At 52.9% G+C, this 15,168-nt stretch carries 16 protein-coding genes; 10 read left to right on the top strand and 6 right to left on the bottom strand.

The window, feature by feature from the left end; translation table 11 throughout:
* The first annotated feature begins 260 nt into the window (after positions 1-260).
* The 7 genes from RDK48_RS00365 to RDK48_RS00335 all read left to right on the top strand — a co-directional run bounded on the left by RDK48_RS00365 (position 261) and on the right by RDK48_RS00335 (position 6,578).
* A complete protein-coding gene (locus RDK48_RS00365) occupies positions 261-1,073 on the top strand; it encodes an alpha/beta hydrolase (protein ID WP_298995976.1) in 813 nt (270 codons plus the stop codon).
* 341 nt (positions 1,074-1,414) lie between these two features.
* Positions 1,415-1,987 carry a NapC/NirT family cytochrome c gene (locus tag RDK48_RS00360; protein WP_298995974.1) on the top strand — a complete coding sequence of 191 codons (573 nt, stop codon included), beginning with the start codon at positions 1,415-1,417 and terminating at the stop codon, positions 1,985-1,987.
* Positions 1,984-2,430, top strand: coding sequence for a hypothetical protein (locus RDK48_RS00355; protein WP_192112751.1), 447 nt, complete (start codon positions 1,984-1,986; stop codon positions 2,428-2,430). The genes RDK48_RS00360 and RDK48_RS00355 overlap by 4 nt, the downstream gene beginning before the upstream one ends.
* A gap of 109 nt (positions 2,431-2,539) precedes the next feature.
* Complete coding sequence (locus RDK48_RS00350; RefSeq protein WP_298995972.1) at positions 2,540-4,810, top strand: nitrate reductase; 2,271 nt, start codon at positions 2,540-2,542, stop codon at positions 4,808-4,810.
* Between the two features lie 78 nt (positions 4,811-4,888).
* On the top strand, positions 4,889-5,236 hold the full coding sequence (locus RDK48_RS00345) for a hypothetical protein (RefSeq protein ID WP_298995970.1): 348 nt from the start codon (positions 4,889-4,891) through the stop codon (positions 5,234-5,236).
* Complete coding sequence (locus tag RDK48_RS00340) at positions 5,233-5,757, top strand: 4Fe-4S dicluster domain-containing protein (protein WP_298995969.1); 525 nt, start codon at positions 5,233-5,235, stop codon at positions 5,755-5,757. Before RDK48_RS00345 ends, RDK48_RS00340 begins: the two co-directional genes overlap by 4 nt.
* On the top strand, positions 5,754-6,578 hold the full coding sequence (locus tag RDK48_RS00335; RefSeq protein ID WP_298995967.1) for a 4Fe-4S binding protein: 825 nt from the start codon (positions 5,754-5,756) through the stop codon (positions 6,576-6,578). Before RDK48_RS00340 ends, RDK48_RS00335 begins: the two co-directional genes overlap by 4 nt.
* Positions 6,579-7,050: 472 nt before the next feature.
* Here the strand turns inward: RDK48_RS00335 and RDK48_RS00330 are convergent, their stop codons facing one another.
* Positions 7,051-8,046 (bottom strand): hypothetical protein, encoded by a 996-nt coding sequence (locus RDK48_RS00330; protein WP_298995965.1) that lies wholly within the window; start codon positions 8,044-8,046, stop codon positions 7,051-7,053.
* Between the two features lie 554 nt (positions 8,047-8,600).
* On the bottom strand, positions 8,601-9,098 hold the full coding sequence (locus tag RDK48_RS00325; protein WP_298995963.1) for a hypothetical protein: 498 nt from the start codon (positions 9,096-9,098) through the stop codon (positions 8,601-8,603).
* Between the two features lie 169 nt (positions 9,099-9,267).
* On the opposite strand from RDK48_RS00325, the gene RDK48_RS00320 reads away from it, so the two are divergent.
* From RDK48_RS00320 to RDK48_RS00310, 3 genes are all read left to right on the top strand, one after another.
* A complete protein-coding gene (locus RDK48_RS00320; RefSeq protein WP_298995961.1) occupies positions 9,268-9,489 on the top strand; it encodes a helix-turn-helix transcriptional regulator in 222 nt (73 codons plus the stop codon).
* Positions 9,490-9,633: 144 nt separating this feature from the next.
* Positions 9,634-10,842, top strand: a complete 1,209-nt coding sequence (locus RDK48_RS00315) for a hypothetical protein (protein ID WP_298995960.1) — start codon at positions 9,634-9,636, stop codon at positions 10,840-10,842.
* 142 nt (positions 10,843-10,984) lie between these two features.
* Positions 10,985-12,196, top strand: a complete 1,212-nt coding sequence (locus tag RDK48_RS00310; protein WP_298995958.1) for a reverse transcriptase family protein — start codon at positions 10,985-10,987, stop codon at positions 12,194-12,196.
* Between the two features lie 378 nt (positions 12,197-12,574).
* Here the strand turns inward: RDK48_RS00310 and RDK48_RS00305 are convergent, their stop codons facing one another.
* Genes RDK48_RS00305 through RDK48_RS00290 form a run of 4 tightly spaced genes read right to left on the bottom strand, consistent with a single transcriptional unit; the run spans position 12,575 to position 15,128 of the window.
* Complete coding sequence (locus RDK48_RS00305; RefSeq protein ID WP_298995956.1) at positions 12,575-13,060, bottom strand: ERCC4 domain-containing protein; 486 nt, start codon at positions 13,058-13,060, stop codon at positions 12,575-12,577.
* Positions 13,057-13,557, bottom strand: a complete 501-nt coding sequence (locus RDK48_RS00300) for a hypothetical protein (protein ID WP_298995954.1) — start codon at positions 13,555-13,557, stop codon at positions 13,057-13,059. Before RDK48_RS00300 ends, RDK48_RS00305 begins: the two co-directional genes overlap by 4 nt.
* A gap of 10 nt (positions 13,558-13,567) precedes the next feature.
* Positions 13,568-14,689 (bottom strand): primase-helicase zinc-binding domain-containing protein, encoded by a 1,122-nt coding sequence (locus RDK48_RS00295; RefSeq protein ID WP_298995952.1) that lies wholly within the window; start codon positions 14,687-14,689, stop codon positions 13,568-13,570.
* Positions 14,682-15,128 carry a hypothetical protein gene (locus RDK48_RS00290; RefSeq protein ID WP_298995950.1) on the bottom strand — a complete coding sequence of 149 codons (447 nt, stop codon included), beginning with the start codon at positions 15,126-15,128 and terminating at the stop codon, positions 14,682-14,684. Before RDK48_RS00290 ends, RDK48_RS00295 begins: the two co-directional genes overlap by 8 nt.
* Positions 15,129-15,168 lie beyond the last annotated feature (40 nt).

Here is a 15,168-nt window from a genome sequence, read left to right as displayed (position 1 = left end):
GCAGCAGTGCCAGTTTGCACCACGCAGGGGTTCCTTAACGGTTTCCTTACACAATGAAGGGCATTTGTGGACAATATGGCGCTGCTGGCGCTGGGCAGGGCAGCGACACTCAGGGATTCTGGAGCGGCGGTGATCGCCAGATACAACAGGAAGGCGCAATGATCGGTATTGGCTCAGATTCGTCAGTGCCCCTGACAGCGCGTCAAAATGCGCAGGGGTGGAAGCCTTTTTTTGCCCTGTGCCTTTTTTGTGGAATACTGTTGAGCGTGTTGTGTGGCCCAGCCTGGAGCGCAGATGCTCAGAGCGCGGTGCAGAAAAAACTTTCCACATCACCCGAGCGCCTTTTTGTGCAGTGGCAAACCGCCAAGCAGGGTGCACTGCGCGCTCTGGTGGATGTGCCCGCACAGCCAAAGGCCGCCGTGATCCTTTTTGCGGGCGATAACGGCTGCCTGGGGCTGACGGAAAATGGGGATCAGACAAGCCTTCAGGGAAATTTTTTGGCCCGCTCCAGAGAACTCTTTGCCAGGGAGGGCCTGGTGGCGGTGCTGCTGGATGTGCCGACAGGCATAAGCAACCAGAGCGCCAACAGTTACCGCACAAGCGCGGAGCAGGCTCAGGATGCCGCTATGGTCATGGAATTTGTGCGTAAACAGTGGCATGTGCCCGTGGTGCTGGTGGGAACCAGCAGGGGCACCATATCCGCGGCCAACACCGCCGCGCGGCTGGAGCACGGCAATGCCGATGCCCTGGTGGTCAGCTCCACTGTTACGCAGAGCAGCAAAAAGAATTCCGGCACCATCTACAATGCGGATCTGGGGCGCATTTCCATCCCCGTTCTTATTCTGCACAATGAGCAGGATGCCTGTAAGGTCAGCCCGTATTCCGGCGTGGCCGGTTTGCAGCGCGTCTTCAAAAACGCACCCCGCAAGGATGTGATAGCTCTTTCGCACGGGGATGCCATTGCCGACGCTTGCCAGGGCATGTCTGCGCACGGCTTTTTGGGTATAGAAGGACAAGCGGTTACTGCTGTTAGCACCTGGATTTATAAAAATACGCCTGCCGCGCAAAAATAGTTTTTGTCGCGTTTTTTATCTGTCTGAGGGCCGGGATATGCCCCCGCCCCATCTCACGTTCCCGAGCCAGTCAAAGTGCTGGCTCGGTTTTTTTGTCTGCTCCAGTTGTCACATTGTCAGAATAAGATGACTTTTGTCATTTTATTCTGACAAATCCTAAGCCCCCTGCCTTCCAGAAGATCACAAACTACCGCTAATCACACAAATTTTTAAAACAGGGTTTTTGGCACCTCTTTTGCTTTTTGTGGTGAAATTCACAATTTGCGCCCTGCCGCAGGCATATCCCCGGACGGGAGTGCCCTTTTGGCTTGGCGGCACCATCAGCCATGGAGACCAAAACCATGCCGTATCCTTCTAAGCGCGTCTGGATTGTGGGCTGTATCGCCCTGGCCGCGTGCGTAGGCCTGGCGGCAGCGGGAGTGTCGTATTCGTCGCGGACGGAGTTTTGCCTGTCTTGCCACGAAATGCGCGTGTATCAGGATGAACTGATGCTCTCCCCGCACGCCAAGGACGCACAGGGCAAAGCCATCGGATGCTCGCAATGCCATATCCCTTCGGGCAATCTGGCCCGCATGCTCGGCGCCAAGGCATGGATGGGGATAAAAGACCTGTGGGTTCACAATGTGGATGGCGGAACGGATCTTGACCGGGCTGCCATGCAACCCATTGCCCGCCGCTTTACGGACGATGCCAACTGCCGCGCCTGCCATCAGGATTTGACACGTAATGCCAAGGCAGACGGGCCGATCTCGGCAGAGGGCCGCCTTGCGCACGACAATTACGAAGGCAAGAACGGTCAGGCCCGTAGCGGTTGCGTGGGCTGCCATCGCAACCTTGCCCACTTGCCCGCATTTGACGAGCGCATTCCCGCAAATCAGAAGTTCGCACAGAAAATCAAGGAGATACGGCCATGACTCGCAACAAGAAACTGCTCATCGTTCTGCTTGCCCTGGCGGTGCTGACGGGCGGCTATTTTCTGTATATGGCCTGGGCCTTCCCTGCGGAGCGCTGCGAGGCGGCAAAGCATCTGGATTCTCCGCAGATGGCGGGCGATTGCTACGCCTGCCACATGAAGAGCACCCCGCGTCTTGCGCAGGAATGGTACGAGAGCAAGCACGGCATCACCCTCGTGCGCTGCCAGACCTGTCACGGCATGCCTGACGGCAAGGGGGCCATTCCCTTTACCCGCAAGCCGGGGGTTGAAGTCTGCGCCCGCTGCCATTCGCTTTCCATCCAGCGCATGGAGGCCAAGTTCGGCAAGCGCGATGACTGTTCCGCCTGTCATCCCAACCACCAGAGCCCCATGCACGGCAAGGCTTACGAATACCGTATGCCCAGTGGCAAGACGGATTGGTAGCCCGCACGTGCGGTATGCGCCGCATTTGGCGGCGCAGGGTGGGCCAGCCCCAAGCAGGGCGGCCCGCATAAAGAAACAATCATGCCAAGCTAACAGCGAGGTTGCGGATATGAATTCATCGCGTCGTGACTTTTTACGTTTTTTTGCCATGTCTGCCGCTATGGCGGCGGCTACGGGCGTGGGCCTGCCAACCCTCGCCCTTGCTGCGGACGATCAGAAACCCGACAAATGGGTCAAAGGCGTATGCCGTTACTGCGGCACCGGCTGCGGGGTGATGGTTGGCGTTAAAAACGGCAAGGCCGTTGCCATTCAGGGCGACCCCAACAACCACAACGCGGGCCTGCTGTGCCTTAAAGGCTCGCTGCTCATTCCTGTGCTCAATTCCAAGGAACGCGTCACCCAACCCATGGTGCGGCGTAAAAAAGGAGGCCCTCTTGAGCCTGTGAGCTGGGACGAAGCCCTTGACCTCATGGCCTCAAAGTTCCGGCACAGCATTGATACGTACGGTGCCAATTCTGTTGCATGGTACGGCTCCGGGCAGTGCCTGACGGAAGAAAGCTATCTAGCCAGCAAAATATTCAAGGCTGGCTTCGGCACCAATAACGTGGACGGCAACCCCCGCCTGTGCATGGCTTCGGCTGTGGGCGGCTACACCACCACGTTCGGCAAGGACGAGCCCATGGGCACCTACGCCGACATAGATCAGGCCACCTGTTTTTTCATCATCGGTTCCAATACCTCAGAGGCGCACCCCGTGCTGTTTCGCCGCATTGCCCGCCGCAAGCAGGTTGAGCCGGGCATCAAGATCATTGTGGCCGACCCGCGCCGCACCAATACTGCGCGCATAGCCGACATGCACGTGGCCTTTCGCCCCGGCACGGATCTGGCCTTCATGCACAGCATGGCCTGGGTCATCATCAATGAGGAGCTGGACAATCCGCGCTTCTGGCAGCGCTATGTGAGCTTTGTGGATGCCGAGGGCAAACCCTCGGACTTTGAAGGCTACAAGGCCTTTCTGGAAAACTACCGGCCTGAAAAAGTGGCCGAAATCTGCCGCGTCCCCGTAGCCCAGATTTATTCGGCGGCCAGAGCCTTTGCCGAATCATCTGCCACCATGAGCCTGTGGTGCATGGGCATCAACCAGCGCGTGCAGGGGGTTTTTGCCAATAACCTCATCCACAACCTGCATTTGCTGACCGGGCAGATATGCCGCCCCGGCGCAACGCCGTTTTCGCTCACGGGCCAGCCCAACGCCTGCGGCGGCGTGCGGGATACCGGCGCGCTCTCGCACCTGCTGCCAGCGGGCCGTGCCATTCCCAATCCCAAGCACCGGGCGGAAATGGAAAAACTCTGGGGCCTGCCGGAAGGGCGCATTTCGCCCAATCCCGGCTACCACACCGTGGCGATGTTTGAGGCCCTGGGACGGGGTGATGTGAAGTGCATGGTCATTTGCGAGACCAATCCCGCGCACACACTGCCCAACCTGAACAAGGTGCACAAGGCCATGTCGCACCCGGAATCGTTTATCGTGTGCATTGAGGCCTTTCCTGATGCCGTCACCCTGCAATACGCCGACCTTGTGCTTGCGCCTTCCTTCTGGTGCGAGCGCGACGGTGTGTACGGCTGCGGCGAGCGGCGGTATTCTCTGACGGAAAAGGCCGTGGATTCGCCCGGGCAGTGCCGCCCCACGGTGAATACCCTGGTGGAATTCGCCAAGCGCGCAGGCGTTGACCCCAAGCTGGTGAACTTCAAAAACGCCGAGGACGTGTGGAACGAATGGCGCATGGTGGCCAAGGGTACCACCTATGATTTCTACGGCATGACGCGTGAACGCCTGCGTAAGGAATCGGGCATCATCTGGCCGTGCCCCTCGGAGGATCACCCCGGCACCAACCTGCGCTTTGTGCGCGGGCATGATCCGCTGGTGCCAGCCGATCATCCGGACAAGTTCTTTTTTTACGGCAAGCCGGACGGCAAGCCCACCATATTCATGCGGCCCGCCAAGGGCGCTGCGGAAGAGCCGGATGCCGAATACCCGCTGTACCTTACCTCCATGCGCGTTATCGACCACTGGCACACCGCGACTATGACGGGCAAGGTGCCGGAACTGCTCAAGGCCAACCCCGCGGCCTTTGTGGAAATCAACGAGCAGGACGCCGCCTCTCTGGGCGTGAAGCACGGGGACAATGTGATTCTGGAAACCCGGCGCGACAAAATGGAACTGCCCGCGCGCGTGAGCGATGTGTGCAGGCCGGGGCTTGTGGCCGTGCCGTTTTTTGATCCCAAAAAGCTGGTCAACAAGCTGTTTCTGGACGCCACCGACCCCGGTTCGCGTGAGCCGGAATACAAGATATGCGCCGCGCGGGTGCGCAAGGTTTAAAATCCGGCGGTCAGCCCTATATGTGTGAGAGTCCCCGTCCGCGTGCTGACATGCGGGCGGGGCAACGCGGGAGGAAATATGGCTATTGCGGGAATAATCCTGAGTGCCTCTGCTGCGGCCTGTGCAAAGCTTGCGAAGGCTTTGCAGGGCAGGGACGGCATTCTGGATGTGCAGCGCACGCCGGATGGCGCGGATATTGGCGGGCTGGTGGTCGTGGTGGAGCAGCCTTCGGACAAAATCCAGAAGGAACTCATGACCCTGCGGGAACTGCCGGAGGTGGACGATCTGCATCTGGCCTTTGCCGATTATGAAGATGATCTGGACGCGCAAGGGCACATGGGCTGCCCTGAGCATGAATCGCGCCGCCATGCGGGTGCGGGCACGGGTGATGGCGAGAGCGGGGAACAGGCAGGGGAGGCCAAATGAGCCTTTTTGTGCCGCCTCTGCGCCCGCCGGGTGCTGTGGATGAAGAAACCTTTTTGCGCAAGTGCGTGCGTTGCGGCAAGTGCGTGACCGCCTGCCCGCACGAAAGTATTGAGCTGGCTGGCGGTCTGGGCCGCTCGCGGCGCACGCCGCAGGTGCGCCCCCGCAGAAAACCCTGCTACCTCTGCATGAAGTGCCCGCCTGTCTGTCCCACCGGGGCGTTGGACTCAGCCGTAAAGGAAATTGCGCGGGCGGGAATGGGGCAGGCCTATATTCTTAAAGACCGCTGCCACAATTACAAAACCGGCACCATGTGCATGACCTGCTACGACCGCTGCCCCCTGCGCGGAACAGCCGTGGTGCTGAGCGGGGGACTGGTGCCTGCCATGACCACGGCCTGCGTGGGTTGCGGCATCTGCGACTATGTCTGCCCGGTGCAGGCTGTGGAGATTGTTCCCGCTTCATCCCGTTTTGTGCCGCCAATGGCGGCTCCCACGGAAAAATCGCCCGGAGGCAAGGCATGAAGATTCTCGCTTGGGCGCGGCGCGGCGTGCAGTCGCTGGTGGTGGCTGTGGTGTGCGTGCTGCCGTGGCTCAATGCAGCAGAACTGCGCCAGATCAGCGGCAGTTTTTTTGCGCTGGATTTTTTCGGCATTCCCTTTGCTGACCCAGTTGGCGCGGCTCAGGTTGCGGCTACGGGCTTTTTGCCCGGCGAGCGTCTGCTGGGCGGGGCCTTGATCTCGCTGGCGCTGGCATTGGTGCTGGGCAGAGTTTTTTGCTCGTGGATATGCCCCTACGGATTTTTTTCCGAGTTGGCGCACTGGGCGCGTGGGCGTCAAGGCGGCGCGCACGTGAAGGAAGGCCGTGCGTTTGCGGGCAAGGTTCTGCTGCTGGGGGCAGGGCTTGCGGCGGCTCTGGTGGCGGGCTTTCCCGCAATGGGCATTGTTTCGCTGCCGGGCGAGCTATCGCTCCTGCCCATGCTTGTATGGCAGGGTGGGGACTTCTGGCTTTTACTTGGTGCGGCGGCAGTGCCGCTGGCGGCGCTGATACTGGAGCTTGCGGTTGGCAAAAGGCTGTGGTGCCGTTTTGTGTGCCCGCAGTCGGTACTGCTTGGTGCTGCGGCCCAATGCCTGCCCGCCAAGGTCCCGGGCCTGTGCATCGGCTGGCAGGCGGCAAACTGTACCTGCAAGGGCAAGGCTCCCTGCCAGCAGGCCTGCTCGCTTGAGCTGAATCCGCGCCGCAAGGGCGGCCCCGACCGCAGGGACTGCACAAATTGCGGCGACTGCGTCAATACCTGCGCGAGCTACGGCAAGGCGCTGGAGTGGTGGGGAATGGGCCAGAGATAGCTGGGGAGCAAATCAGGAATTTCGTCTCAGTATCATTTCCCACACGGATTTGTTCCCATGCCATCACTACGCCGGACAGGAAGATTGAATTTCTCTGATAGGTAATAATGGTTGCAAAAAATTCCAAAATTGAACTGAAATTCTACCGAGGTTCACCTTGCCAACGTAATGAGGCATTTCCATAAATAATCGTTTCATTTTTCGGGATATTGGCACATCTGTGGACCAAAAAGTCAAATTCTCGGATTCGTCATTTTGACGAATCCGAGAATTTCCTTGATATTGCCGGAGCGGGACTTGTCTATGTGTTGTATCTATCAATAATAAAACAATATTTACTATTTTGTGATTAAAGTTGCCCCCAAAGTTGCCCCTAAAATATTTTGGTGCATACATGGCGAGGGGATTGCATGAGAGGGTAAAGCACAAAATAGCCATCACAGGTGGAGCAATATAAGCCGGGGCAGTTAAGCTACGTTGAGCTTAGCCATGATCGTATGCCCCATTGGGAAAGCTGATCAAAACTGGTCGGTATAGCCCTGAGACTTTTAAAGGCCTCGGAGAGGTCATTTAAGGGTACAAAATCTGGTGTACTTAAATCAGGTTTTGATGAACGATTGTTAACAGCGGCAATGCAAAGCTCTGGACCTTTGATGCTAGGGGTAAACTTTGCAGTAAGTTCAGGAAAATTGGTCAGCACGAAAGATGCATTTGGCCATTTTTTGCCGTCTTTACGCGCGTCATATATTTTTTTAATTTCTCTGCTTACCCCATCGGCCCATGTGAATCTTTGAGGATAAGAAACTAGGGAAGGAATATTTACATTTGCAAAAATCAATCGGCGATTTCTTGCTGGTTTTTTTAGTGCCTCCTTTAATATTCTAATCATATTCGTTTTATTATCTTCTAAATCTTTCTTAGTTATGAGAGAGAAATCTCTGTTTTTGCTTTTTGCCTCAACATCAAATGCACATCCATTTTTGTGCGTTGCTATAAATTCACAATGTCGTCTTGAAACATCAGTTTCATCTTCTGCCTGTATCGTAAATTTTCCAGTAATAAAGTATGATAATACAAATATTTCATACATCGCGCCCCAAAAATTTCCTGTGTTTTTTATCCTTTTTATATTTCTTTCCAGAAGAAGTCCGCTGTTGTCGACAAGGAGAAGGTGGAGTGCGCATCTAATGTGGAATACAATCTGTCCTTGTTCTTCATTGCATACCAAGCTCTTATCATCTGAACTCTGAAAAGTATGAAATGATGACATGAACGTGCATATTGGATGCGCAGGATTGTTTTGCAAGAAGATGCGTAATTCTTGCTCTGTGGGGAATAGTCTGCGGAGTAAATATCGTGCCAAAAAATCTTCTACTGAAACCCAGTAGCCAATAAATTCACCATTGCCGACAAGGACATGCCGTCTTAATCGTTGGGGGGGCTGTTGGGATGGTAATATTTTGTTCATGGTTTATTGGACAAAATACTCCCCAAAAGTCAAACCCTCGCAATGCCCAACTAGTATGGCATGTTGATCGCGTTGGTTGTTGTGCAGAAGGCTTAGAGCAAAAAAGGCTTTCACTTTGCACCATCTGCCAAGCCCTTGCGTTTGGTGCGTGCCCGCCTGAAAATCCTTATCCTACGTTCATTTGGGGAATCTATGCTCTTGCATTTGGCCTTGCGTTTTTTTCTACTGCAACGCAAACCCCCCGCCTGAGTGATCAGGAAGGGGGTTCTATTTTAGAGCGAAGTAGAGGTGCTGAGGCAAAACATCTGTTCGGTTGTTATGAATCCGTCCTCCGCTCAGCATTAAGCCGGGCATCAGTTGCAAGGCCCAGGGCATGGCTATTGAGGGTGAAGCATCGGTCAAGGATGCAACCCAGTCCGCGCATGGCATTATTGTCGAGGCAAAGGCTTACAGAGTCATCACCGGTTTGGCCAATGCCGATAACTGCCTTTAAGAAAGAAAGCAGCTCGTAGTTCTCCAACAAGGCTTCGTCTTGGGCCATTTCGGCGGGCGGCCTAGTCATGGCCTTCGCCTCCCTGCACCGCGTCCAGGTCAGCGGGCATTCCGTCACCGGCCAGCACCAACAGACGGGCCAGTTGGTTGGCGTAGCTCCGAAGATTGTTGCCAGTGATATAGGCCGCGCCCACCATATCGCGCATATCACGCCGGGTTTGACTGAAAACTACACGCCATGCGCGTTCATTTCGCGCAGAGGATTGCTTACGGATCAGCGCGTCGGCCTCTGCCTGAATAGTGTCGCAAGCGCGTTCAAGCGATTCCAGGGCAGCGGTAAGGGCTGTGCGGGCTTCTTGCAGGGGAAGGAAGCCTTGCACGTCGATGGGAGCAACTGTTTCTGGCTTGGGGGTCGGCAAGGGCAGCAGCTTGTCGTTGAGTTCGCCCAGCAAGGTAAGAATTTGCTCTTGGGTCAACTCCCGCACCGCCTGCACACTGTTAGGTGAATGGGATACTCTGATTGACTGGTCTGATGAAGTGTGGTTGGTTCGGTTAGCCATACTCGCGCCCTCCTACGGCGCTTGGTGGTTAGGCCCGGTTTGGAAGTTGCACCTTCCTGCCGGGCTGTTTTTTTATATTGCTCTCTTGCGCTTCGTGTTTTACTAAAAGACTACAGATCGCGTCAAGGTGTATTCCTATAAGACAACAAAACAGCATGGGAGATTGGCAATGTTTGCAAGCAATATAAGAGAGTTAATGGACAATAAAAAAATGACAGTCCGTGATTTAGTTAAGCTGACGGGGATGTCATCTCGCACAATTCAAAGAGCCATTTCAGACGGAAGCATCCACAAGTGTGAACTTGGCACTCTTGCCAAGATCGGCTTAGCCTTGGGCGTTAAGACCAAGCGACTTTATGACGAGGTTGACAATGAAAAAGGAGTTAGTTGAGATTACAGAATTATGAGGCTTTCTTAAAATTGCGAGCAAGCCAAGGTGGCTATTGTTGAAATTCTGTTTTGCTACAATATTTTTTTAATATATGTCTAGTTAACTTCTCAATTAAAAACATCAACTCACGTTGTAGAGGCCTAAATGCTAGAATCTGAAACGAAAGCAGCGCTTAGGTTGGCAGAGGAGTGGATTGAACAGTTTGATAGGCTTGACCGTCCATTAGCTAATATGTTGCTCAATGATTTGAGGCTGGTAAGTACTTCTCAATTTGAAGAAGGAATCTCAGCGCAGATTGAGAGCCTACTCCTAAGATATAAAAAGATAGCATTATTTCCTGTGCTGGAATTAACTCAAGAAAATTACAGTGCCATACAAGAAAGTAGCCCTAAAAAAAATAGTAAGTCTTTCAAATCCATGCGTAGACATGCTGGAAGTTCTAATCAAATTGCTTACCTAATAAGCCGTTTGGAAGAACGTAACCCCCGGCATATTCTTGCACGTCCTCAGTATAAATGCTTAATTGCTGAAAGAATAAAAGCTGTTGTATTTATAGATGATTTTATTGGGTCAGGGAAGCGAATCTCTGATTTTTGGAAGCACATTGTAAGTAGAACACTTAAATCATGGCTGTCATATAATAAATGCGACGTGTTCTTTGTCAGCTATGCGGCAATGAATGATGGGGTTTCAAATATCATAAAAAATTGCCGAGGTATAAAAAAAGATGAATTTCTTGTAACTATAGAGAACCCATCATTCAAAGACAAACGCCAAATCATTGCTTTATGTGATAGATACACTTCTCAACAAAACAGTAAAATTATCTATGGGTTTGGTAACACGCTGACAAATATTGTTTTTGAATGGAAATGTCCCAACAACACTCCTCCATTACTCTGGATGGATCATGGTTGGAGGCCTCTTTTTGAGAATAGGAATGTTAATGCGTCGCTATTTAAGTACCTTGCCTCGCAGGAAAACGTTAAGCTTGCCGAGCAAATTTGGGCTGCGGGCCAATACTCAGTTGCTCTTTCGCTCCTTAACAACTTAGGACAATTATCGCAGGATGATATTAATTTTGTTAGCTTTTTGAGTTTCTTTGCCAAACGTATTTCTTTGGCCAAGATTCAACTTAAATTGCAGGTTTCTAGCTCAGAATTCGACAAAATAGTAAAAAAAGCTAAATGTTGCAGTGCGATAGAGTCTAATAAAATTACGGAGTTCGGCCTTGCCTTACTGGAGTCATTTCGTCGATTCTCTGCAGGAAAACAGTGCGCTTTCGTTTTGAAGGAAGATCAGCTACTGTATCTTCCGCATCAGTATAAGGGGATACTCTCTCGTCTAGCGTGAGCCCCGCAGGCATCTGCGGGTAGGGAACGGATTCCGAACCTTGGCAATAAGGCCTCTTTCAAACAACATTGATAAGCTTGCCCTTTGGCTCTGAAGTCTCGCAGGCCAAGCTTATCAATCTCGCTTTGCGAGTTAAAAGTAGATGAATAGAGTATCCCCTTATCAATTTGAAAAGGTTGCAGAAGCGTATGGATATGATGCAGATTACATCCGTGCGATCTTTTTAGATGCAAAAAAAATATCAGAAAAAAATCTTCCTGTACTTTTCACATTAAACCATTTGGCACTTGCTACAGGTTGTCATTATAAAATTCTTCACTCAATCGTTGAGCGCAAAGCTAACCCATACCATTGTTTCGCAATACCTAAAAAGACGGGGGGGCTTAGGCTCATAAGTTCTCCGAGTCCAGCCCTGTTCGATGTCCAAAAATTTATAAAACAAGAAATACTTGACGCTGAATGCGCCTTAAATGAGGTGCATAGTGCTGTTTATTCTTATAAAAAGGGAGTCTCCATCGTTGATAATGCAAGGAGGCATGTGGGTTCAAGGTGGCTTATCAAGGTGGATATAAAAGACTTTTTTGGATCAATTACTGAAGATGCAGTTTATAGTTTTTTTTCAAGCCTTGGGTATGCCAATCTTTTGTCCTTTGAAATTGCCCGGCTGGTAACATGGCCTCCAAAATATCAATATGTTGACGAGACAATTAGTTTTACAGCATTTCAAAACGACTTCGATTATAACCATAATAGTGCGAAGTTTGGCTCAATATATAGAATTTATAACAATCCCTTAGCTCCGGCTGGCTCACTCCCCCAGGGTTCGCCGACCAGTCCTCAGCTTTCTAATATACTTTTTTCCCCTGTAGATATTGCCCTCAAAGGTATTTCAGACAAGCATAAATGCATATATACAAGATATGCTGACGATCTTTTTTTTTCATGTAATAAAATGAGCCTTGGTGGGGCGCAGGATTTATTGAAAAAAGTACAGAAAATCATATCGAAATTTGGGTATATAATTAACAAAGAAAAGACAAAAATTCTTTCTCCGCAGTCTAAAAAAATTATTACTGGAATAGTAGTAGAAGATAATGCATTGCGACTGGATAAAAAATATAAAGATGCCATCAAAAGAGATGTTTTTTTTGCAGAAAAAAATGGGATTGCACATCAAGGACGACTTTGTAGGTCAAAAAATCCCCTCAGTTTTTTGGAATATTTATCTGGAAGGATTAACTATGCCCAGCAAGTTGAGCCCATGTTCGCTCGGAAATGGCAAGAACGCCTGCGATGCCTTGTAGAAAAAAACAATTTCATCAACAAGCAGTTCTATGTTCAAAAAAACAAATAGCAAAGTCTTCACGATCAGCACTTTTTCAAACGTTCATTGAGGTCTCTGGCTATTTCGTGATTCATTGCCACCAGGCGGTCTTTAATTCGCCCCAATTCATCTGCAAAGCTCAATCCTCTTGGTTCGCTCTTGCTTCACCGTGTATCCCAAGCGACGCAATGCTGCTCAGCAGGGACACACGAACAACGGACGAACAACGGAAAATGTGAGATTGAAGCTCGGACGAAGCTCGGAAAGCTGTCAAAATGCCACACCCAAGGCCACACCTGGAAAGGGTGGCCACATTATTACTCCCTTGCCTTGTCATAACCTATTGAGTGGGGGCTGGCAGGATCGGGCCTGAGCTACTTCAGAAAACTTCAGTTCCCGATTCAGTTTTTATGCTGCCTCTCCTCCTGATCCATCTCCGTGAGCCTTCACAATGCTTGCCCACCGTTTGCGCGCGCCCTCAAGGTACTGGCGCAGGAATCCCCATGTGACGTATTCCGCTGCGGCCCTGCTTCCTGCAAAGAGGAAGGGCACTCGGTAGCGGGCCATGAATGCCAGCACACTTTGACAGGCTGCGTGCGGATTAATGCGGCTGCGAAAGTGCCCACCAGACAGTTCAGCCCATCCGGCTTCAATTACCACGGCGAAGGCATCAAGGGCGGCCCCGCGCTGAAGTTCCCTTTCAAAACGTTCACGCTCCCGGCCCAGGCATTGCACGAGGTCGGATAGCTCCTTGCGCTCTACGGCAACCTTGTCTGTCAGGCCTGCAAGCGAGTAGTCGCCCACGGTCAAGGTTCCTTGCTGTATCTGCACCCCATAGCGGTCATGTTTGAAGGTAAATGGGGATTGCTCTCTGCTGTCCACGATTACGGTCATGCTATCAACTCCAAAATAGCCCGATTTTGACGAAATGAGCGTCGATTTTTAGCCTTCCCTTGCCGAACGTCGGGCCGGGTGCTTTTCAACGATTCTGCGGGCTGAAAGTGCCCATTAGCAGGGGGCAAAACAGATGCTAGTCCCATGCTGCCATCCTCCATTCGGCGAAAAGCTGCTGTCCGCAGTTTTTCTCTCTGCTCTTGTGTAATGTTTGGATTCCATCCCATACGAAACGGGAAGACGGGACAAGAGCCAGCGACGGCGGTGTCCCCTTGGCAGCCTTCAACCTGTCCTTGATTCCCGGCTTGGCATTCTTCGACGCAGTATGCGCGGATGGTTTTCAAGGGACGATGCTTACCTGCGGGCAAGGCCACACCCATGCGGTAAGCGTAAAAGGGGCAGGCGGCATATTGGCATTCGGTCACGTTTGCGGAAACGCCGCCCTGACATTGCAGGCAGAATTTGCGAATAGCTTCCAGTGCGGAAAGTTTTTTCATGGCTATATCCTTATGCGGCAAGCGTGTATGCGTTTGAAGGGCGGGAGGCTAAGGCAAGGACACTTGGAACCCACTCCATGACGGTAGGAATGTCAGGATTAAGGGGCCATGCCAGTGCAGCCCGGTGCATGTCGCCCAGATCTTTAGCGCCCACGGCAGGGGTAAGGATTGCTTGCGGGAAAGCTGCACTCCATCTCTGCCATGCGGCGCGCCCACCTTCGTCATTGTCGGGTGCAGCCAGCAGGAGCGGGGCAGACTGGATAAAGTTGTGGGTGTCGGCGTCCAAGCCTTTCATGTTGCCCATGAGGGCCACGCCGCAAACGGTGTTGAAGGATTCCTGCCAGAGTAGGGCGGCATCCAGTGCGCTCTCCACAAGGACAACAGGGAGCCCGGCACGTCCGGCAACAAACGGCACGTTGGAGCTTTCCTTCACCTGCCAGTATTTGGGGCGGGACTCTGGGCGGTCATTGGGGCAACGCACGGTTAAGGCAACAACCCCGGCGCGGCGGCGCGTTGCTATGACAAGGCCACGGGGAAGCAGCAGCTTCGTGCGGGGCTTTCCGTCCTGCTCTGTCAAATCCGGCAGCCCCCATGATTTGCGCAGCACATAGCGGTCAGCGGGGTTCCAGCCGATGCCTGTGCACTGTGCGGTGTATGGCGTCAGGAAGCGCCCGCAGACGGCAAGCAAGGCTTCAGGGGAAGTTTCAAGGTCGCGCTGGCAGTCAGCCAGGAATGCGGCGGCGCTGTCCATCCATTTATGGCAGGGGAGAACGGCGGGCTCCGGTGTAGACGGCACAGGCGGTACTTTTACGCCATGTGCCGTTTGTGCCGCCCTGTATGCTGCGTGTCGGGATGGGGTGAAAGCAGACGTTGTGCCGCGCCTCGGCTCCAGAGATAGGGCTTCACATGCCTCGCGGTAGCTCAGGCCGTCCCGCTTCATCAGGAAGGCAATGCCGTCACCGCTGGCCCCACATTTGCGGCACAGAAAGGCTCCACCATGCGGGCGGTCAGGCCAGACGATAAAGCCGTCCTTCGTGGCCCCGCCACACAGGGGGCAAGGCCCGGCGTATTCGTGAGGGCTTTTTGCTTTGAAGAGCTCGGCAGGGAGAAAGGACAGAATATTTTTATTCATACCCCGGCCCTTCACAAGGCGGTACACACGGTACACTCCTAAAGGAGTGTGTACCGGTTGTACCGGTTTCATCGTGATTAGGGGTGGGGTACAGATTTCCTTGTTGTACCGGTTTTGTACCGTCTGTGCCGGTTGTGCCGGGGATTGAGTACATATCATTCAAAACTGTGACCTTTCCCATGGTGGCCAGCTCTTTCCGAACGCGAAGGAAGGCCGTCTTTTTGGCGTGGGTGTTGTCCGCAGTGGACTTGGCATAGTAATGCTTGCGCCATGCCTCCACATGGACAGAATTCCCGCCATCTTCATTCAGCGCGGCTTCCAGCGATTCCAGGGCGTATTTCAGGGAAGGGGTGAGGGGTTTCTCCCCCTGCACGGGAGTATTGTCCGGCTCGACCACGCAGGAAGTTTTGGGTTCACCGTCTTCGTCACACAGCGTCACAGGGTCACACCCCCTAAAGGGGTGTGTGACGTGCTGTGAC

Origin of the sequence: uncultured Desulfovibrio sp. (assembly GCF_902477725.1) — a bacterium.
GTDB lineage: Bacteria > Desulfobacterota > Desulfovibrionia > Desulfovibrionales > Desulfovibrionaceae > Desulfovibrio.
This window is presented reverse-complemented; position numbering and strand designations above follow the sequence as displayed.

What these genes read in the sequence shown, in the direction of transcription:
- RDK48_RS00310 (WP_298995958.1), top strand. Translation starts at nt 10,985, where the DNA reads ATGAATAGAGTATCCCCTTATCAATTTGAAAAGGTTGCAGAAGCGTAT.
- RDK48_RS00295 (WP_298995952.1), bottom strand. Translation starts at nt 14,689, where the DNA reads ATGAATAAAAATATTCTGTCCTTTCTCCCTGCCGAGCTCTTCAAAGCA.
- RDK48_RS00350 (WP_298995972.1), top strand. Translation starts at nt 2,540, where the DNA reads ATGAATTCATCGCGTCGTGACTTTTTACGTTTTTTTGCCATGTCTGCC.
- RDK48_RS00325 (WP_298995963.1), bottom strand. Translation starts at nt 9,098, where the DNA reads ATGGCTAACCGAACCAACCACACTTCATCAGACCAGTCAATCAGAGTA.
- RDK48_RS00340 (WP_298995969.1), top strand. Translation starts at nt 5,233, where the DNA reads ATGAGCCTTTTTGTGCCGCCTCTGCGCCCGCCGGGTGCTGTGGATGAA.
- RDK48_RS00345 (WP_298995970.1), top strand. Translation starts at nt 4,889, where the DNA reads ATGGCTATTGCGGGAATAATCCTGAGTGCCTCTGCTGCGGCCTGTGCA.
- RDK48_RS00360 (WP_298995974.1), top strand. Translation starts at nt 1,415, where the DNA reads ATGCCGTATCCTTCTAAGCGCGTCTGGATTGTGGGCTGTATCGCCCTG.
- RDK48_RS00315 (WP_298995960.1), top strand. Translation starts at nt 9,634, where the DNA reads ATGCTAGAATCTGAAACGAAAGCAGCGCTTAGGTTGGCAGAGGAGTGG.
- RDK48_RS00305 (WP_298995956.1), bottom strand. Translation starts at nt 13,060, where the DNA reads ATGACCGTAATCGTGGACAGCAGAGAGCAATCCCCATTTACCTTCAAA.
- RDK48_RS00335 (WP_298995967.1), top strand. Translation starts at nt 5,754, where the DNA reads ATGAAGATTCTCGCTTGGGCGCGGCGCGGCGTGCAGTCGCTGGTGGTG.
- RDK48_RS00300 (WP_298995954.1), bottom strand. Translation starts at nt 13,557, where the DNA reads ATGAAAAAACTTTCCGCACTGGAAGCTATTCGCAAATTCTGCCTGCAA.
- RDK48_RS00320 (WP_298995961.1), top strand. Translation starts at nt 9,268, where the DNA reads ATGTTTGCAAGCAATATAAGAGAGTTAATGGACAATAAAAAAATGACA.
- RDK48_RS00355 (WP_192112751.1), top strand. Translation starts at nt 1,984, where the DNA reads ATGACTCGCAACAAGAAACTGCTCATCGTTCTGCTTGCCCTGGCGGTG.
- RDK48_RS00330 (WP_298995965.1), bottom strand. Translation starts at nt 8,046, where the DNA reads ATGAACAAAATATTACCATCCCAACAGCCCCCCCAACGATTAAGACGG.